Below are 20,166 nucleotides of genomic sequence, written 5' to 3'. Positions count from 1 at the left end.
CATTTTAAAAATTTGATGTTATAATTAGGTTGTTCAAATAGCTGACGGTTTAAGTGGAGCACCACGTGCTGTTTGAATCATTTAAGCCGACCGTCTGGGCGATTCAAATGAATCGTCCTTTTTTTGTCAGAAAAGGACATTCTTTAAATGAAAAAAGGAGAAAAGAAATGGCGAAAACTGATATTGAAATTGCACAAGAGTGCAAAATGAAAAGAATTACTGAAATCGCAAAAATTGCAGGTGTTGATGAAGAGTATTTAGAAATGTATGGGAAATACAAAGCAAAAATCGATAGTTCTTTCTTAAAAGATAATGCTGACAAAGAAAATGGGAAATTAATTTTAGTTACAGCTATTACACCAACTCCAGCTGGAGAAGGAAAAACAACGACTTCGGTTGGTTTAGGAGATGGATTAAGAAAAATTGGTAAAAACGCAATGATCGCATTACGTGAACCTTCTTTAGGACCTGTATTTGGTGTTAAAGGAGGAGCTGCTGGTGGAGGATATGCACAGGTTGTTCCAATGGAAGACATCAACTTACACTTTACAGGAGATTTCCATGCGATTGGGGCTGCCAATAATTTATTAGCGGCTATGTTAGATAACCATATACATCAGGGAAATAAACTGGGTATCGATCCAAAACGTATTACATGGAAACGTGTTGTGGATATGAATGATCGCGCATTAAGAAATGTTGTAGTTGGATTAGGAAGAAAAGCGGATGGGGTGACTCGTGAAGATGGATTTGATATCACAGTTGCTTCAGAAATTATGGCAATCTTATGCTTAAGCAATGATATTTCGGATTTAAAGGAACGATTATCAAATATCATTGTTGGATATACATATGAAAATAAACCGGTTACGGCTAAAGATTTAAATGCACAGGGGGCTATGGCTGCTTTATTGAAAGATGCATTAAAACCAAATTTAGTACAGACATTAGAAGGGACACCGGCCTTTATTCATGGAGGTCCTTTTGCGAATATTGCACATGGATGTAACTCTGTACAGGCTACAAAAATCGCATTAAAACTTGCGGATTATACAGTGACTGAAGCAGGATTTGCCGCAGATTTAGGAGCTGAAAAATTCCTGGATATAAAATGTCGTATGGCGGGATTAAAACCAGATGCAGTGGTTGTTGTCGCAACCGTTCGTGCATTGAAATTCCACGGAGGTGTACCAAAAGCAGATTTAAATAATGAAAATTTAGAAGCTTTGGAAAAAGGTTTGCCTAACTTGCTGCAGCATGTGAATAATATTAAAGAAGTATATGGGTTGCCATGTGTGGTTGCGATTAACGCATTCCCAACGGATACAAAAGCAGAATTGGATTTAGTAGAAGCGAAATGTAATGAATTGGGAGTAAATGTCGCATTATCGGAAGTATGGGCAAAGGGTGGCCAGGGAGGAATTGCCTTAGCTAAAGAAGTGGTTTCTCTTTGTGAAGAAAAGAATGATTTCCGTTTTGCGTATGAATTAGAAGGATCCATTCAGGATAAATTAAACGCAATTGCTACTAAGATTTATCATGCGGATGGTGTTGATTTGGTAGGAAATGCGGTTAAACAGGCAAAACAATTAGAAGAATTAGGATTTGGAAATCTTCCAATCTGTATGGCTAAAACACAATATAGTTTCTCAGACGATCCGACAAAATTAGGAGCACCAAAGGATTTTAGAATTACAGTTCGTAACTTAAAAGTATCTGCAGGGGCAGGTTTTATCGTTGCTTTAACAGGGGATGTAATGACTATGCCAGGTCTTCCAAAAGTACCGGCCGCTGAAAAAATTGATGTGGATGAAAATGGAAAAATAACAGGATTATTTTAGAAGATAGTGAATGCTATCTTCTTTTTGTGTTAAAATAAAACAAGAAAAGAAGGTGTAAAAATGAAGGTATTAATTGTTTACTATAGTCAATCGGGTACCACAAAACATTTAGCGGAATTGATAAAAGTAATTACAGGAGCGGATTTAATAGAGATTCATGAGTTACATCCTTATTCCAGCGATTACGATAAAATGTTAAAAGAAGTAAGAGAAGAAATGGATGCTGGAATGGATCGTGAATACATTCCTGTAGATGTAAATATGGATGAAGTGGATGTATGTTTTGTAGGAACACCAAACTGGGGTGGAATGGTTGCTTGCCCGTTGGCAACTTTTTTGAAAGATCATGATTTTACAAATAAAAAAGTAGTTCCTTTTTTAACACATGGTGGAGCAGGAGAGCAGGATATTGAAGAACACATTGCTCAATTATGTAAAGGAGCCGTTGTAACTCCTTCTTATATATCTTTTGGAAAAGTAGAACATGACGAATTGGATGAATTGCAGGAATGGGTTCATACGGTCGCACCAGAAATTTTTTAGAAGAGCAAACGCTCTTTTTATTTAGCTAATTTTTTTTGTGATTTTTTAAATTTGTGCTATAATGGTATCACTTGCAGGAGTGGTGGAACGGCAGACACGCTGTCTTCAGGCGGCAGTGGAGCAATCCGTGTGGGTTCAAATCCCATCTCCTGCACCATTTTTTTATAAAAACAATTGGCAAGGTTCAAATTGAGCCTTGCCTTAAATATTAGATCGTATTGTTTCTTCTACATATTCAACAGTCTGTTCGAATACTTTATTTTAAAGATTCATGTATTCATTCTATGTTTTTTTCTTGATTCAAAAAAGGGTTTGATATACACTTTTAGTTAGTTGATGATAACTAGGAGGGCTTAATTATGAAATTGTGTGATTTAGAATTAGGTCAAAGAGCTCGAATTCTTTCGGTGGGATCCACTGGTTCTTTGCGTCAGCATTTTTTAGATATGGGACTGATTCCAGGTGCTCGTATTACCCTTGTGAAGTTTGCTCCTATGAAAGATCCAATTGAATTTCGAATACATGGTTATGAATTAACGCTTCGAGTGGAAGATGCCAGACACATTGAAGTTGAACCCATTGAAGCAGAAGTGGAAATAAAAAAAGAAAAAGAACGTATAAAATTTCATCCTGGACTGGGGGAAGAAGGAAAATATCACGATAAGGAAAGTGAACATCCTTTGGATGAAAAAGAGACTTTAACTTATGCTTTAGTTGGAAATCAGAACTGTGGAAAAACCACACTGTTTAATCAGCTGACAGGATCCAATCAGCATGTTGGAAACTTTCCAGGTGTTACTGTTGATCGAAAAGATGGTCCTATTAAAGGCTATCCCAATACCTGTATTACCGATTTACCAGGAATTTATTCAATGTCTCCGTATACAAATGAAGAAATCGTTTCTCGTAATTTTGTTTTGAAAGAACATCCAAAGGCTATCATTAATATCCTGGATGCGACCAATATTGAACGAAATCTATATTTGACAATGCAGCTTCTGGAAATGGATATTCCTATGGTTGTGGCCTTAAATATGATGGATGAAGTCCTGGGCAATGGTGGATCCATTGATATTAATCAGATGGAAAATATGTTGAAAGTGCCGGTGATTCCTATTTCAGCCAGTAAAAATGAAGGAGTCGATGAATTGATTCGTCATGCGATCCATATCGCAAAATACCAGGAAAAACCAGGTCGGCAGGATTTTTGTGATGAAAACGATCACGATGGGGCCATTCATCGCTGTTTACATGCGGTGCGTCATTTAATTGAAGATCATGCCAGAAATGCACAGATACCAGTTGCCTTTGCGGCTAGTAAAGTGGTAGAAGGAGATGCTTTAATTTTAGAAGCATTAAATCTGGATGACAATGAAAAAGAAATGTTAGAACACATTATTCTTCAAATGGAAAAAGAACGTGGACTGGACCGAAGTGCAGCCATTGCGGATATGCGTTATGCCTATATCAAAAAGGTAAGCCAGGCTTGTGTCACAAAACCAAAAACAAGTAAAGAAAGAGAACGTTCGGAAAAAATAGATCGAATATTAACGGGGAAATATACAGCGATTCCATTTTTTATTCTGATTATGGGATGTGTATTCTATTTAACGTTTAATGTGATTGGTTCTTTTCTTCAGAATCTATTAGAAACAGGAATTGATTCTTTAACGGTATATATAGATTCTCTTTTAACTTTTTATCAAGTAAATGAAAGCATTCATCGACTGATCATTGATGGAATCTTTACAGGAATTGGAAGTGTAGTCAGTTTTTTACCGATTATTGTGACTTTATTCTTTTTCTTATCATTAATGGAAGACAGTGGATATATCGCAAGAGTGGCTTTTGTGATGGATAAATTATTACGAAAAATTGGATTATCAGGAAGAAGTATCGTTCCTTTACTGATAGGATTTGGATGTACCGTTCCAGCGGTTATGTCCACGCGAACTTTACCAAGTGAAAGAGATCGTAAAATGACCATTCTGTTAACTCCATTTATGAGCTGTACAGCCAAACTTCCTGTGTATGCCTTTTTTGTGAATGCGTTTTTTAAAGATTATGCAGGATGGATCATGACAGGTCTTTATTTTATGGGAATCCTTGTGGGAATTCTGATTGCCTTTCTGTATAAAAATACGTTATTTAAAGGTGAAGCGGTTCCTTTTGTGATGGAGCTTCCTAATTATCGTATGCCAAGTGCAAAAAATGTAGGACAGCTATTATGGGAAAAAGCAAAAGATTTCCTTCAGAAAGCTTTTAGTGTGATTCTGTTGGCAACCGTTGTCATCTGGTTTTTACAGAGCTATGATTTCCATTTCAATTATGTACTGGATTCAAAAGACAGTATGTTATCATGGCTGTCCAGTTCTCTGATTTTCTTATTTAAACCGATTGGACTATCAGACTGGCGAATCTGTACATCTTTAATCAGTGGAATTATGGCCAAAGAAAGCGTAGTTTCCACTTTACAGGTACTGTATCAGGGAAATATCACACAAGTCTTTTCTGCAGCATCAGCAGCTTCGATGCTGGTTTTCAGCTTATTGTATTCTCCTTGTATCGCAGCAGTTGCTTCGATTAAAAGAGAATTGGGAAATCGATGGGCCATTGGTGTAGTTATATGGCAATGTCTGATTGCCTGGATTTGTGCATTTTTGGTTTATCATATAGTACTGTTGATGTAAAATGAAAATATGGAAAAAAAGAGAAAGAGAAGAATTGTGTTACTGATTGTATTGGTACTGATCATTACTTACATTGGTTATCGTTATTATGCCTATAGCTATCGTTATGGAACGGAGCCAGAAACGGATCTGGTCAATACAAGTACAGAACCTCTTTTAACAGAAGAACAGCTGATCAAAAATTTAAGTAAATATGAAGATCTAAGTACTTTGAATGTCAATAATTTATCGCAGACAAGTTATGTGATTCCAGGTCTATTGGCAACCAAAACAATGGCAGGTGATAACGCATCGGATTTCAGTATGTGTACTTCTATGACGCCTCAGGGAATCTGTGTAACGGAAAACTATCTGTTTATCAGTGCGTACTGTCATACTCATTCTCATAATTCGGTTTTATATATGATGGATAAAAATAGCCATCAGTTTATAAAAGAAATTGTCCTGTCTGGTAAACCTCATGCAGGAAATATCGCTTATGATGACATTCATAATAATATCTGGATTGCCTGTACGGGTGAAAATCTGATTACAGGAGAAAAGAGTGCATATTTGAACAGTGTATCTTTAAGTGATATAGAAGAATACAATTTTGATGAAACGAAAAAACCGATTGCGTATAACCAGAAATATATGATTGATGGATTCCGTTCTGCTTCTTTTATCAGTTTTTATCGCAATAATTTATTTGTAGGGCATTATTATGAAGGAGAATGGAAAGATTCTTATGTGGTTCGTTTTCCATTAAATGATGAAGGTGGACTGGAAACAAAAACCGTATTTGGGAATAAAGAAATTGCGTATGGGAAAGAAAAAGCCATCATTGATCAGTACTGTCAGGGTGTTTATTTTGATACGGGTTATTGTGTTTTAATGCAGTCCAGTGGGACAAAAGACAGTAAAGTGCAATCTTTTGTGAATTCACAGTTTCAGCAGGATGTAGAAGAAATGATCGATCTGGATGAACAATATAAATTGTATATGAAACAGAAAGAAGTTATACAGAATCTGGAAGATTCTTTACTGCAAAAGGAACAGGAACTGGAACATCTTAAAGAAGAAATTGAAGATTTAAATGAGAAAAAAGAATTTCTGATGGAAGATGAGGATAAAGAAGGTTATCAGGAACTGATTGAAGATTTATCCAAATTAAAACAGAATAAAAATGAATTGGAACTGGAAATTTTAAGTATTAAAAAAGAAAAGAATTTAGAAATGTCCAGTTTAATTGATTTTGATGAAAAAGCTTATCAGAAACGATTAAAAGAATCAAAAGAATATACATTAAAGGATGAACAGGCCGATCGTACTTTTGTATTTCCTGCTCGCTTAGAACAGGCTATGATTTCCAATTATGGAAATTATGAAGTCTATCTTTTATTTGAAAGTGGAGCCTATTCTTATCGAGCACAAAAAAGTGTAGATATTGTAGATCGGGTGATTGTCTGGGGATAAAAATTAGAATATTAAAAAAGCCACATCTGTGGCTTTTTTTTATTCAATTGGAATGAAATGATTTTCTTCTACTTTAGCTGGTGCATTTTTAGGAATCAGAATTGTTAATTCCCCATTATCAAATGAAGCTTTGATATCTTCCTGAGAAATGTTGTTGCCTACATAGAAGGAACGAGAATAGGAACCAGAGAAACGTTCTTTACGTAATACTTTACCCTGAGAATCTTTATCTTCTTTATTTTCAGTGGTTGTAGCACCAATCTTTAAATATCCATTCTTTAATTCCATATGAATGTTTTCTTTTTTGATACCTGGCATTTCCATAGAAAGCTGATATTTATCCTCTTTCTCTACAATGTCACATTTCATAAAATCGTTACGAGAATTGGAAGTAAATAAATCATCAAATAAATCAAATGTTGGATAGTACATCATATAAATCGCCTCCTGTTTAAAACAAACAATAATGAAACTATCACTTTGTTTATGATATATATTCACAAAGGAAATTTTTGTTCCTTTTCCTTTGACACCATTATTATAACACTATAATTAGCAGAGTCAACACCAGAGTGCTAATTTTTTTTGGCGCAATAAATTTGGATGGGGTTAGGTGAATTTGCTCTTCAAGAATTTAAGGGGCGGCATATACCCCAAAATGGTTTGTAGATGAGATTAGGCTCGGACAACATTTGACTGAGACCTTTTAAAAGTTAGATTTGTGTTTAGTTCCATTCATTTGTTAGTAGGAAATCACGTATGTTTCGATGCTTGATGCCATTTTGGATCATGTTAAACTCATAAAGAGAAACAACGTACTTTGGAAAGTTATCTTTAATATGATCATAAGCACCAAATTCACGATCAATTGTTTCTTGGGATGCCAACAGATAAGTAACTTGAACATATATTTTTTCGTCTTGTTTGTTGCATACAAAATCTATTTCTTTATTCCCATTTCTTCCTACAGTTACATCAAATCCCCGGCGCAATAATTCTAGATATACGATATTTTCTAAAATAAGATTGATATCTCGCATATTACCACCGAAAATAGCCTCACGGATACCGTGATCGGCAATATAATATTTTTCATTAGAAGAAAGAATTTGCTTATCTTGCAAATCTTCTCGTTTCACTTGATAGAATAAATAAGCTTCACAACAATACTTGATATAGTTCAAAATCGTTTCTGGAGACACAGTTCGCCTTTCACTTTTTAAAAACTTTGCGAGTGAGGATGCAGAAAAAGTTGTTCCCACATTCGCAATCACATAGGTAATGATTCGTTCTAGCAAATCAACATCGCGAATTTTATTTCGTTTCATGATGTCTTTGAGCTGAACAGAGTTGAATAAATCTTGAAGATATTGTTTAGACGGAGCCTCTGCATAACGAATGTTTGAAAGGTAAGGCATACCTCCGACAATAAGGTATTTTTGAAAACATTGCTGAATGGATGCGTCAGGAGTAATCGAACGATATAGTTCCATGAACTCTTTAAAAGAAAATGGATATATCACAAATTTTACATATCGACCACCCAAATAAGTTGCTAGTTCACTAGATAGTAGATTTGCGTTTGAGCCTGTGATGTAAATATCACAATCTAATGATACACGAAAAGAGTTGATACACTTTTCCCAGTCCTTGACTTCTTGTATTTCATCAAAGAATAGATAAATTTTGCCTTCCATTTCTGAGGCTTTTGCACGGATTTCATCATGCAGTGCTTGTGCAGTTTGTAAGTGGGAGTAGTTCATATCTTCAAAATTGATAGAGATAAATTGTTTTGGACTGATACCAGACTCCGTGAGCTCTTGTTGAATTAGCTTTAACATGACGGACTTTCCGTTATGTAAAGCTTTACATAATGGTAATAATGTAAAGTTGAGAATAATGTAAAGTAAAGGTTATAAATCCTATAAATAAAGGATCTTTGGCTAAATTACTTTACATTATTTTTTTATATGTGAATACTTCTTTTGTGGTTAATACTGCAAAAGGAGGATAAAAATGCAAAAAACTACAATCAAAGAATGCAGTGATTCTATTTTAGAAATAATGCGTTCCAAAAATTACAGTGAGTCTTCTATGCATGCTTACAGAAAGATTTTTACTGATTTTACAATCTATTGTGACAATATAGGAGTCAATTTTTTTGACATGAATGTTGCGATAGAATATGTAAATTTGATTACCGGATTAGAATTGACAGAATTAGCTCATGATGGTAAAAACACAAAGAAATATATTGTTCTTTTAAGAGCTATGCGATTGTTAAGCAATTATTCAATCAATAGGTTATTTATTTTAAGATTTTCTAGGTTTGTTGATGAGATTGAAAATGAGTATTGGAAAAGTATCAATGATAAATTTATCAAATATCTTTCTGATAACTATGATTATAAAGAACGTACAGTGAATCGAAAGAAATATGTAGTAAAAAAGTGTGTTGAAGTTTTAGTTAGACATAATGTTTTTTTGCTTGACGATATTACAAGAAAAAATGTAGAAGCCATAATATCAACCTTTGTACATGAAACACCAAAAAGTGTTTCTCACAACATATCTGATTTGAAACAGTTTTTTAAATACTGTTATGAGAATCAGTTGTGTTCGATGGACATTTCTAAATTATTTCCTATTTTAAACACTGTACATGAAACTAAAATATCAAATACATTTACACAGGAAGAAGTTAAAATTCTTTTGGATTCAATTGATAAAGAAAGTATCGCAGGAAAACGCGATTATGCGATATTATTATTGGCAGTTTGTTTAGGACTTCGTTCAGTAGATATCGCTAATTTAAAACTTTCCAACATAGATTGGGAAAAGAAAATGATTTTTATAACACAAGAAAAAACCAGCAAAAATCTTACACTTCCACTTTTAAACAATCTTGGCTGGTCTATTATTGATTATATCAAAAATGCTCGGCCGCAAATTGAAAGTGAATATTTATTTTTGGAACACAGAGCGCCATTTCTGCCGTTGACTCCTAGTGGAATCAGCTCTATTTTTACAAGGAGACTGCGCGATTCCGGCATAAAAATTATTTCTGGGAAAAAGTATGGTATTCATTCGCTACGTCATACGTTAGGAACTTTACTATTAGAAAAAGAAACAAGTCTTCCAATGATTTCACAAATATTGGGACATCAATCGATCAAATCAACAGAAACATATTTAAAACTAAATATGAATGAATTATCAAAATGTCCAATTGATCCAGACAGGGTGTTCGATTTATGAAATATGTATTTTCTAGCATTTTAAAAGATGTTATTTCTGGCTTTTTAAAAGAAAAGCGTTCACTTGGATTCGATTATAAAACTGAAGAAAGGTATTTACGAGATATCGATAAATTGGCATTATCTGTAGGTTTAAAAGATATTGTGATTACTAAAGAATTTGTACAATCATATACAGCAAAAAAAGCCTATGAAAAGCCCATAAGCAGAACACACCGTGTACGAATCATCCGAGAACTTGCAAAATATATGATCCGAATGGATTATGATGCATATATAGTTCCGCCTTTGCCAAAAAATTCTTATAGAAGTGATTTTATACCCTATATTTTTACAGAAGATGAAATAAAAAGAATATTCACAGCTATTGACGAGTGGTCTGTATCAAAATCTTTAGATGGTCAATACTATCCACAGAGGTATAAATACACAGTGATTTTTCGAATTCTTTATTCTACAGGAATGAGAATCAGTGAAGTACTAAATTTAAAATTGGAAAATATAGATTTTGAAAACAATACTTTTACCATATTGAACGCCAAAAATCATTCAGAAAGAATAATTCCAATACATGTAAATATGATGAATATCCTTAAAACATACATTATTCATGAAAACATCTTAATTTCTAATGGATATTTATTTAAAGGTAAAAATGAAAATGTGCATTTGGATAAAAGTACGGTTGATTTCTTTTTTTTAAAATTCTTAAGATTAGCTGGAATCCCACATCCCCAAGGAGGGCCAAGAGTCCATTCATTTAGGCATACATTTTGTGTACACAGATTAAAAATATGGGTACTGGATAAAAAAGATATTACAGCATTATTCCCGTATCTTTGTGCATATATGGGACACAGGGATACAAGGTGTACAGAATATTATCTAAGGTTAACAGCTGATTTATATCCAGATATTATCCACAAAACAGAAATATATTTTTATGGCGGTGATCAAGATGTCAAATAAAACTTTTCAATATTATTTATCCAAATTTTTACAGGAAGAAATGATCACCAATAAAAATTTAAGTAAAAATACTGTCGCATCTTATGCGGATACATATAAATTGTTTCTCATATATATGCAGGAGAAAAAAAGTGTATCTGCAAATTACGTGACACTTGAAAATCTAAATAGAAATACAGTGTATGAATTTCTAAACTGGCTCGAATCGGATAGAAAAGTATCTATAACCACCAGAAATATTCGTTTAGCCGCTATTCACAGTTTCGTAAAATACCTACAAATTGAAGATCCAGCACACATATATGAATATCAAAAAATCTTATCCATTAAGAAAAAGAAGTTCTGTAGTAAAGAAGTAATGTGGTTAACCAAAAATCAAATAAAAATATTATTATCAGTGATAGATGATAAAAAATTTATGGGTTTAAGAGATAAAACTTTATTAACATTATTGTATGACGCAGCATTAAGGGTTGATGAACTGATTTGTTTAAAATATAATGATGTGCATTTTTCAAATCAAACCATAATCAAAGTATTAGGAAAAGGAAACAAATCGCGTACGATTCCATTGATGGGACATACAGCTGAATTATTAAAAAAATACATAAAGGAGTTTGATATACAAACAAAAAAGAATAAAGGGTATGAAACATTATTTTTTAATAGGAGTGGAGATAATCTGACGAGAGCAGGAATTGCCTATATTATTAATAAATATGTAGATTTAGCTAATAAAAACAACGCTAACATTACAATTAATGTACACCCACATGTATTTAGACATTCGAAGGCCGTCCATTTATTAGAAGTAGGGATTGAATTAATATATATACGTGATTTTTTAGGCCACTCAAGTGTGAAAACAACAGAAATTTACGCAAAGGTGTGCAATGAAAGTAAACTACAAGCGTTACAAAATGTATATGAAAATATTATTGATAAAAATGATAAAGATTGGATTCAAAACGATGATTTGATGTGTTTCTTAACTAGACTATCTAAAAAACAATAAAAAAATAATGTAAAGTAATTTAGCCAAAGATCCTTTATTTATGGGATTTATAACCTTTACTTTACATTATTCTCAACTTTACATTATTTCCGCAACGACGAATACCAGTCATGACTTTGATTAAGTCTGTTCCTATGAATGGACGGATGCGACTCATATATAGTTCACGTTTGATCATAAATCTCAGCCTCCTTTTGTAGTTAACTATAGTATATCACGTTTATAACTGATAATTAGTATGAAAAATATAAATTTATCAGATATAACTGATAAAATGTAAAAATCAACGAAAAATTAAAGATACGAAATTAATTCTTGATGATAGAGAAAAACATAAGTAAATATGGGTATCATTCTAAATCTCTAATTGTGTTGTTTGGTTGATTCATTCCAGTTTACAGAACACTTTAAGATTTGATTTGGAATCTGTTCGTTGGTTCCTTTTAATGAATCAATTAAGATCAATGCAGCTTGATAGCCTTCATCATAGGCTGGCTGTACGATTGTTGTGACAGTTGGACTCGAGAAGTTTGTCCATTCTGTATTGTCAAAGCCAATTAATCCAATTGTATTTGGCATCAAGTTACGGTAATCTTTTAATGCCAAATAAACTCGTGGTAATAAGAAGCAGTTGGCTACAAAGATTAGGGTACGAACACCAAAACGTAATTCATTATATAGTAGATCACGTAATGTATCACTTGTTACATCATCGGCTACAACATGGGTTTTGCATTCTTTTCCTTTTGTTTCTAAAGTATGCAGAAAGCCAGTTGTACGCTCAAGTCGTGTACTTAATACATGGGGGTCAGCTGTAATCATAATGAATTCATCATATCCATCATCGATAAGGCGTGAACCTACGTTTAATATAGATTCAGTCAATGATTCATAATATAGGCCTCCTAAACGGAAGGTCTATATTTTGCCTGTAAGCGGTTGCATTATAATTCTTTGCTGGTATAATTAGAAATAAATATGGTACATAAAGCAAACCAACATTTGACATAAATACAGAGTGCGTTTCTGTTTTATATATAGATAAGGAGGAAAGATAAATTTAATAATTAAAAAGAAATGGATATAAATTTCTTTATAAGAACTGGCGATTCTAAGAAATTTATTTATATTGTGTTGGCTATATGCATGGGTTTGGCTAACCTGCATTAGTCTAGGTTTGTGGATAATACTATTTAGAAATTATATGACCGATATGTTAGGAGATTAGGTTTATGAAATTTAAAAAAATGATTACCATTGCTGCGGCGATTGGTGCTCTATCAATTAGTGGTTGTGCCCAAAATTCGACAAATGAAAAGAAAGATGGGACTTTTAATGTTTACGCAAGTGTATATGATTATGGTGCACGTGTAGATAAGGTGATGATTGAATCCCCTGTGACTTTGAATGGAGATAGTATCAAGAAGGATACATTTACGGTAACGACAAATAATAAAAGTACGGCGGGTATTGATTATGAAAATGGTGAGCGTACTGTAGAAAAAGTGTATGTTTCAGATAAGAATGGTAAAAAAGCTGATGAAGGTAAATATGTTGTTGTTGAATTGGAAACAAACTTAAATACTGAATATTCAGATGTTCTACAATGGAATGATGATACTTTCTCAAATGTACCGTTAGAAGTTGAATATAAAGTTAAACAGAATAAAGATGTAGAAACAAAAGATGGTAAGAAAGTTGAGTTGAAACTTTCTCAAGATAAATTTGTTCAAAATATTGTGGATGAATTTGATTCGGGTGAATCCAAAGATGGAATTCATTATCGTGACTATAAACCAAAAGCAGATGGAAAAAAACATCCATTAGTGATTTGGTTCCATGGTGCCGGTGAAGGTGGAGAAAACAACGTAGCGCAGATTAATGGAAATCGTGGGGCTGTTGCCTTTACTACAGATGAGGCAAAAGAAATCTTTGATAATCCTTATGTATTGGCTCCGCAGTCTCCAGATTATTGGATGCCCGAATTTGCGGTTGGAGATTTAGTGTTAAAGGGTACAGATAATACAGATAAGGTTGTATCCTTAATTAAGGAATATATTGCTGAACATGATGATATTGATGAAAATCGAGTGTATATCGGTGGATGCTCAATGGGTGGATATCAAACGTGGGAAACATTGTTTGCGGCTCCAGAATTATTTGCGGGAGCATTCCCAATTTGTGCAGCTTATGATGTTCCAACTGAAAACATGGATAAAGTCAAAGAGATTCCAATGTGGTTAATGCATGCTGCAATCGATGATACAGTTCCAGTGCAATATAGTCGAAACGCATATAAACATATGCAGGAACTAGGCGCAAATGTATTGTATACAGAATATCCAGAAGTTAAGGTTGAAGGACAAGATTTTGAATCGCATGCCGTTTGGGTATATCCATTAAATAATGAAGCAACTACAGAGGATGGAACAACATTCTTTGAATGGTTGGCATCACAACATAAATAAATTGAAAAAAAGCTGTAGACTAAGCGATGTTAAAATGGCGCAATAAATTTGGATGGGGTTAGGTGAATTTGTTCTCCAAGAATTTAAGGGGCGGCATATACCCCAAAACGGTTTATAGCTGATATTGGGCTCAGACAACATTTAGTTGTCTGGGTCCATTTTTTCAACCATTTTAACGCTTCCGTCATCCTTGTCGATTTCAAAATCAATACCTTTTTCTAAGACCAGCATACATCTGTTTCTGAATCGTTCCCAATTGCGATAGCCATTAGCTGCTTTTGTAACCAATTTGATGATCGCATTACGATTCTCCATCAGTGCATTGTTGATTCTTTTCTGTTCTACAGTAATTTCTCCTGTGTCTTTCGATACATTATATTCAGCTTTTGATATACAGAATGAGTTAATGATTTCAACTTTCCAATTACTCAATGTTTTACTGAATGCCACCAGTTCTTCAATGTTACTTTCTCTAAGATGTTTGATGACTTTTTCAATGGCTTCAGGGGCTGTTTTGACTGTATTCGAAACATAAAAATCCGTGACTTCATCCTTTAACTCCCAGGCTTTGTTGATATCCGGATGAATAGATACCAACTTTTGTGCTATATCATATGGATTCAGATAGGCTCTGAAATGTGCATTATAATATCTTTTTCGAGTTACATCGAACAGTCTCTTTTTATCTTTGCACATCGCATTGCTGAAATGTTTGAAGAGGAATCTGTTCTGATGTTTAAGCAGGTAATAGGCATCTTTTTGTTCCTGCGTCCTGTCCTTATAATTGATACATCCATATGGTTTCATGATTCTTAGTCGTATTGAATCTACTTTTCGGTTCAATTCCTGTGCTACGTGATAACGGTCCACTACATGAAGTGAATGTTTAAAGTGTTTTCGTATGATCCTTCTATATGGTTCGTACATATCGGTAGCTATAAATTCAACCTGATCCTTTTCGTATTTTGGAATTTTTGAATAATATTCATCTAGATAATCATAGCGCCTACTAGGAAGAATATCGATAGGGCGTCCAGTCTGCTGATCAATCAGTACGCAAACATATTTACTGTGTGTATCCTGTGAATAGAATGCGTAGTTTTCATCTGTAGACATAATCCTTGGCAGTTTCGCCCTTGGAATATTTACCGTCGCATCAAATATAGAAGCTACAGTTGTAGGCGATATATGATATCTTTCTGCAATAGATACAAATGTTTCGCTAGGTTTTGTGAGATCTTTCATCACACAAAGAATGATAGAAGAAGATATCTTCATCCTTCTGAATACGAATGGATTGATTTCATAATAGGTTGTATGGCAGATTGGACAAATATAGCGTCTGGCATGGTATACAAGAACACATCCCTTATCATTTAGAATGGAATTATTGATTTTTTTAGCTACATATCCCTTGATTTTGACAGACTCGTTGCCACAATCAGGACATGGTGGTCTTTTGTCCGTCAGTTTAAGTTCAATAACCACCTGTTTGTTTCTAACGATACTTGTACATGACTCAATACAGTCTATTTCAAGACCGAAAGTATTACATATGGTGATTGTATTATCGTAAGAATCGTTCATAGTTCGTTTCACCTCCAGCATATTCTTATCTGATTTCAGTATAGGAATATATGAAACGAAACTCTAACGAAGGTGTGTTGGTAATATAAGAAATCCGAAAAAAACGTTGCGCCTTTTTATAATTGAATGGATTGTTGAGAAAAAACGAGTGAAAACAGGGAATGGTTCCAATGAAGAAAATTTAAAACGACGTTTCAAATAATCTTTATAAGTAATATTCATTTCAGTATTGGAATTCAATGCATTTTGAATATTGAGAATGACATGAAGAAAAAAAGGAAGTACAGTGGTTGGCAAAACCACGTGAGTAGAACCGCAGTTATTGCATCGAACGCGTTGGATCATGATCCTGATGCGAATCATATCTTCATTTATGAAATATCTAGGGTGAGTTCCATAAAGAATAAGAAGACCAACCATACCAAATTTAGGACAAGGAACTGAAGCAAGCAATGGTATGAAAGATTCAATAAAAGTATTATAAGCCTCTTGATTTTGTATGACGTTGTCAGTAGTATAAAAGTATAACATAAGCATACCTTTCAGGTGGCTTGGTGGGGGAAAAGCGAGGGAAACAAATCTTGGCGGAAATGTATTTCGCTTTTTCTTTTTGTCAGCTGAATTATCCTTTCAATTCAAGTATAACAAAAAACGCCCCAAAATACTTTGGAGCGAATTTTAAGCTGCCTAGCACATAACCCTATGTAATCTTATAGCGTATCTAGACCCCAACTATTTTTATATAGTCATTTTTTTTGGTAAAAAGAAATAGGAATGTTTCCATTCCTATCGTATACAGATATAAACTAAATAAATGACATAAATAAGGATCATGGAGATTCCTTCAGTTTTATTAATATGATTTTTTGTCCATGCCAGAATCCATACATAAGCACTCATGATGGTAAGGATAACAATATCGATTACATTTTCCATAATGAAAGCCACTGGACTGATGGCTCCGGCGACTCCCAGAACCAGTAAGATGTTAAAGATGTTGGATCCAATCGCATTTCCTAAAGCCATATCCACTTCGTTTTTTCTGGCTGCTACAATGGAAGTCACCAGTTCAGGTAGGCTGGTACCCAGGGCCACAATGGTCAAACCAATCAGGTTTTGTGAGAATCCCATTTTCGTTGCGATAAAGCTGGCTCCATCTACAACAAAGTCTCCTCCATATTTGATTGCAATAGCTCCCCCTATAATGAACAATAGACATTTCCATGTTGGTAAAATATTGACATCTTCATCGATTTCCTGACGATTTTTTAAAGCAGAGAAAATCATCCACAATAAATAGACAAGGAATAAGACCAGTAAGACAATTCCTTCCATTCGACCTAAGTTAAAAGAAGTATAGCCTAATACCAGCAACAATAAAGCACAGAAGATTGAAAAAGGGAATTCCTTCAACAATGTACTTTTTTGTATGGCTAAGGGAGCAAAAATAGCACTGGCTCCACAAACAACCATTAAGTTAAAAATGTTGCTTCCAACGACATTGCTGATGGCTAAAGCGTTGTTGTTGGCTAAAGAAGCCGTTACACTGACAGCGCATTCTGGAAGGCTGGTACCCATTGCGACAATGGTAAATCCAATGATGATAGAAGGGATACGAAATTTTTTCGCAACCGAACTGGCTCCATCCACAAAATAATCCGCTCCTTTAATTAATAATACAAATCCTAGGACCAGTAATAATAAAGCTGTAAATATATTCATGTTATCCTCCTTAAAATATAGCTGTAATAAAGATTTCTAAACCAATACAGATTAAGATAAAACCACCTAATAAAGAAGCTTTACTGGCTAGTTTCATACCAAAAATCTTACCGATTTTTACACCAGCAAAGCTGATGATAAAGGTTACGATTCCAATAATCAGAGAACTGATAAAAGCACTTATTAAATTGTAATGCGCAATGGTAAAACCAACAGATAAAGCATCAATGGAAGTGGCAATTCCCTGAATCAGAAGTCCTTTGATTCCAATGGTCTGTTCTTCTACTTTTTCTTCTTTTGAAAATCCTTCTTTTAATAAACTGCCTCCAATATAACTTAATAAAATCAGAGCAATCCAGGGAATGATTTTTTCAAATTCAGTAAAGATTTCCAGTATAGTATGAACACAGATCCATCCAATTAAGGGCATCAGAAACTGAAAAAAACCAAAAGTAAAAGAAATTCCTGTCATTTTACGAATTTTCATATTCGCATCGTGTAAACCATTGGCCATAGAAACCGAAAACGCATCCATTGCCAATCCAATTCCAAGGAAAATAGAATTCAATAAAAGTGTCATAATCTCTCTCCTAAAAAAAGCTCAAGTTTACTATACTTGAGCTTACAAATCTTTATATTCTCATGCATAGTAAAAAACTGATACATGAGTCTCGCATTTTAAAACAAGCCAGGTCAATGACCGGTATGTTGGCATGTTCCACAAGGTGGTTGCTACTCCCCCATAGATGTTTTAAATTTTATAGAAATCTAAAATTAAAGTCAATTCAATTTAGTTAGTTTTAAATAATTTCTTATTTTTTCTTTATCTATTCTATAAATATTATATAGTATATTTATGGAAATAAAATGTTTAGCATTTGATGTGGATGGAACTCTTACAAATGATGATAAAAAAATAGATGAAAGAACCAAAGCCTCTATATTTGAAGCCATGGAAAAAGGAATTCATATTGTGATTTCAACCGGAAGAAATAAACAGGGATGTGAATGGATCTATAAAGAGTTAAATCTGGAAAAAGGAAATCATTATTTATTATTGATAAATGGACAGGAAATATACGATTTTAAAAATAAAACGTACATAAAAGATCGATTCATTGAAATCGATGATTGTTTTAAAATAGAGAAAGCAGCAAAAAAATACAATTGTTTAGCTCGATTTACGTTTGAAAATGAAGCGTATTTTTATGGTTCTTTTTCATCTTATATTAGAGAAATCTTAAGAAAAGTAAGAAATCGTAAAAAGAAAGGATCGATGATCAAAGGAACGACTTATACATATAAAAAAGTCCCTTATAAACATTACGAATTTAAGAAAGCCTGTAATAAAGTGGTCTTTTTTAACGATCCTTCTTTTTTTAAAAAACATTTAAAAGACATTCAAAACGATTTAAAAGATTTTGAATGTATGATGGTAGCGGGTTACTGGATGGAAATTATGCCTAAAGGAGTCAATAAAGGAAAAGCTTTAGAAACAATTTGTGACATGAATGATTTTAGTATGGAAAATGTAATGGCTTTTGGAGATTCTCAAAACGATATATCGATGTTAGAAAAAGCAGGAATAGGCGTTGCGATGGGAAATGCTTTAAAAGAAGTAAAAGAAATGGCAGATCTAGTGACTTTAGACAACAATTCCAATGGAATTGGAATTGTGATCGATCAAAAAGTTCTGGGCAAGAAAATAGATAATTTATAAAAAATCAGGTATGATAAAGATACCTTAGGAGGAATATACTTATGAAAGTCATAAATACAGAAGAATTTAATGAATTAATGAAAGAAGACCTTGTTTTAGTGGATTTCTTTGCGACTTGGTGTGGACCATGTAAAATGTTAGCCCCTGTTTTAGAAAGCGTACAGGAAACCTTAAAAGGACAGGTAACCATTGTAAAAGTGGATGTAGATGCTTCTGCTGATTTAGCAGGTCAATTTGGCGTTATGGCAGTGCCTACAATGGTATTGTTTAAAAATGGAAAACAAGTGGATGCATTCTCTGGTTATATGCCAGCTGCCAACATTATTTCTAAAATTAAAGCACATATGTAAGATGTTTCAATCTTACATATGCTGCATACGATTAATCAGTTCTAATATCAACAATAAATCCTTTTCTTCCAGTTTTTCAAGTTTTTGACAAATGACATGGATAAGAGAAGGATTTTTATTTTCAATGTTATAAAATTCAAAAGGTGTAATTTCAAAGTAGTCACAAATATAAAAAAATTCAATCATAGAAGGTAAAGATTTACCCGAAGTTATATTGTTGATATAACTTCGGGAATGTCCTAGATCATAGCTCATCTGGGATTCAGAAACACCTTTTTTAATACGCAGTTCAGTGATTCTTTCTCTTAAAAATTCGTCAGGGTTTTTGTTTGTTTTCATAATAAAATTATAAAGAATATTAATAAAAATACGTCTATACAAAAATGTCATTTGACAAATATAAGTAGGAATAAAAACGACATTTTTGATATGTACCCAATATTCTGGACATACGTTAATTTGAATTGAGTTTAACACATGGATGTTTCTCTGTATACAACAGGAGGCATCCATTTTGTTTTGGATTGAATTCTTTTGTTGTTATAGTAA

18 protein-coding genes, 1 tRNA gene and 1 riboswitch are annotated in these 20,166 nt (G+C 33.5%); of the genes, 11 read left to right on the top strand and 8 right to left on the bottom strand.

From position 1 onward, the window contains the following. Positions 1 to 27: 27 nt before the first annotated feature. Positions 28 to 107, top strand: a riboswitch (ZMP/ZTP riboswitch). 60 nt (positions 108 to 167) lie between these two features. The 5 genes from FYJ50_RS08490 (at position 168) to FYJ50_RS08470 (ending at position 6,529) form a co-directional block, all read left to right on the top strand. Next, a complete protein-coding gene (locus FYJ50_RS08490) occupies positions 168 to 1,841 on the top strand; it encodes a formate--tetrahydrofolate ligase (RefSeq protein ID WP_154461014.1) in 1,674 nt (557 codons plus the stop codon). Positions 1,842 to 1,901: 60 nt separating this feature from the next. Continuing rightward, entirely contained in the window at positions 1,902 to 2,384 is a 483-nt protein-coding gene (locus FYJ50_RS08485; RefSeq protein WP_154461012.1) for a flavodoxin, read from the top strand. Positions 2,385 to 2,457: 73 nt separating this feature from the next. Continuing rightward, positions 2,458 to 2,541, top strand: a tRNA-Leu gene (locus FYJ50_RS08480). Between the two features lie 202 nt (positions 2,542 to 2,743). Beyond that, positions 2,744 to 5,074 (top strand): ferrous iron transport protein B, encoded by a 2,331-nt coding sequence (gene feoB / locus FYJ50_RS08475; protein WP_154461010.1) that lies wholly within the window; start codon positions 2,744 to 2,746, stop codon positions 5,072 to 5,074. A 9-nt stretch (positions 5,075 to 5,083) separates the two neighbouring features. Further along, complete coding sequence (locus tag FYJ50_RS08470) at positions 5,084 to 6,529, top strand: YncE family protein (protein ID WP_154461008.1); 1,446 nt, start codon at positions 5,084 to 5,086, stop codon at positions 6,527 to 6,529. Between the two features lie 39 nt (positions 6,530 to 6,568). Here the strand turns inward: FYJ50_RS08470 and FYJ50_RS08465 are convergent, their stop codons facing one another. Together FYJ50_RS08465 and FYJ50_RS08460 are read right to left on the bottom strand one after the other, a co-directional pair. Further along, a complete protein-coding gene (locus FYJ50_RS08465; protein ID WP_154461006.1) occupies positions 6,569 to 6,964 on the bottom strand; it encodes an Hsp20/alpha crystallin family protein in 396 nt (131 codons plus the stop codon). A gap of 290 nt (positions 6,965 to 7,254) precedes the next feature. Beyond that, entirely contained in the window at positions 7,255 to 8,370 is a 1,116-nt protein-coding gene (locus FYJ50_RS08460) for an ATP-binding protein (protein ID WP_235900957.1), read from the bottom strand. A gap of 175 nt (positions 8,371 to 8,545) precedes the next feature. Between FYJ50_RS08460 and FYJ50_RS08455 the strand changes: the two genes are divergently transcribed. From FYJ50_RS08455 to FYJ50_RS08445, 3 genes are read left to right on the top strand one after another with little or no spacing between them, the layout of a single operon-like run. Further along, complete coding sequence (locus FYJ50_RS08455) at positions 8,546 to 9,787, top strand: site-specific integrase (RefSeq protein ID WP_154461004.1); 1,242 nt, start codon at positions 8,546 to 8,548, stop codon at positions 9,785 to 9,787. Continuing rightward, a complete protein-coding gene (locus tag FYJ50_RS08450; RefSeq protein WP_154461002.1) occupies positions 9,784 to 10,755 on the top strand; it encodes a tyrosine-type recombinase/integrase in 972 nt (323 codons plus the stop codon). The genes FYJ50_RS08455 and FYJ50_RS08450 overlap by 4 nt, the downstream gene beginning before the upstream one ends. Continuing rightward, positions 10,745 to 11,770, top strand: a complete 1,026-nt coding sequence (locus FYJ50_RS08445; protein WP_205946489.1) for a tyrosine-type recombinase/integrase — start codon at positions 10,745 to 10,747, stop codon at positions 11,768 to 11,770. The genes FYJ50_RS08450 and FYJ50_RS08445 overlap by 11 nt, the downstream gene beginning before the upstream one ends. 363 nt (positions 11,771 to 12,133) lie before the next feature. On the opposite strand, the gene FYJ50_RS08440 is transcribed toward FYJ50_RS08445, so the two are convergent. Then, entirely contained in the window at positions 12,134 to 12,655 is a 522-nt protein-coding gene (locus FYJ50_RS08440) for a substrate-binding domain-containing protein (RefSeq protein WP_235900956.1), read from the bottom strand. A gap of 347 nt (positions 12,656 to 13,002) precedes the next feature. Here FYJ50_RS08440 and FYJ50_RS08435 point away from each other — a divergent pair, with 347 nt between their 5' ends. Continuing rightward, a complete protein-coding gene (locus FYJ50_RS08435; RefSeq protein WP_154460998.1) occupies positions 13,003 to 14,238 on the top strand; it encodes a prolyl oligopeptidase family serine peptidase in 1,236 nt (411 codons plus the stop codon). Between the two features lie 141 nt (positions 14,239 to 14,379). Here FYJ50_RS08435 and FYJ50_RS08430 read toward each other — a convergent pair whose 3' ends face one another. The 4 genes from FYJ50_RS08430 to FYJ50_RS08420 all read right to left on the bottom strand — a co-directional run bounded on the left by FYJ50_RS08430 (position 14,380) and on the right by FYJ50_RS08420 (position 18,127). Next, entirely contained in the window at positions 14,380 to 15,825 is a 1,446-nt protein-coding gene (locus FYJ50_RS08430) for a transposase (protein WP_205946488.1), read from the bottom strand. A gap of 63 nt (positions 15,826 to 15,888) precedes the next feature. Further along, positions 15,889 to 16,245, bottom strand: coding sequence for a DUF6431 domain-containing protein (locus FYJ50_RS10945; protein WP_420841799.1), 357 nt, complete (start codon positions 16,243 to 16,245; stop codon positions 15,889 to 15,891). A gap of 366 nt (positions 16,246 to 16,611) precedes the next feature. Then, positions 16,612 to 17,547, bottom strand: a complete 936-nt coding sequence (locus FYJ50_RS08425; protein WP_154460995.1) for a calcium/sodium antiporter — start codon at positions 17,545 to 17,547, stop codon at positions 16,612 to 16,614. A gap of 10 nt (positions 17,548 to 17,557) precedes the next feature. After that, positions 17,558 to 18,127 carry a manganese efflux pump MntP gene (locus tag FYJ50_RS08420; protein WP_154460993.1) on the bottom strand — a complete coding sequence of 190 codons (570 nt, stop codon included), beginning with the start codon at positions 18,125 to 18,127 and terminating at the stop codon, positions 17,558 to 17,560. Between the two features lie 276 nt (positions 18,128 to 18,403). On the opposite strand from FYJ50_RS08420, the gene FYJ50_RS08415 reads away from it, so the two are divergent. Next, complete coding sequence (locus FYJ50_RS08415; protein WP_154460991.1) at positions 18,404 to 19,267, top strand: Cof-type HAD-IIB family hydrolase; 864 nt, start codon at positions 18,404 to 18,406, stop codon at positions 19,265 to 19,267. 41 nt (positions 19,268 to 19,308) lie between these two features. Further along, positions 19,309 to 19,617, top strand: coding sequence for a thioredoxin (trxA, locus tag FYJ50_RS08410; protein ID WP_154460989.1), 309 nt, complete (start codon positions 19,309 to 19,311; stop codon positions 19,615 to 19,617). 12 nt (positions 19,618 to 19,629) lie between these two features. Here the strand turns inward: trxA and FYJ50_RS08405 are convergent, their stop codons facing one another. Next, positions 19,630 to 19,956: a helix-turn-helix transcriptional regulator gene (locus FYJ50_RS08405; RefSeq protein WP_154460987.1), complete on the bottom strand. Its 327-nt coding sequence runs from the start codon at positions 19,954 to 19,956 to the stop codon at positions 19,630 to 19,632. Between the last annotated feature and the right edge of the window lie 210 nt (positions 19,957 to 20,166).

Origin of the sequence: Floccifex porci (assembly GCF_009696175.1) — a bacterium.
Taxonomy (GTDB): Bacteria; Bacillota_I; Bacilli_A; order Erysipelotrichales; family Erysipelotrichaceae; genus Floccifex; species Floccifex porci.
Note: the sequence above shows the minus strand (reverse complement) of the source record. Positions and strands in the feature narration are given on the sequence as shown.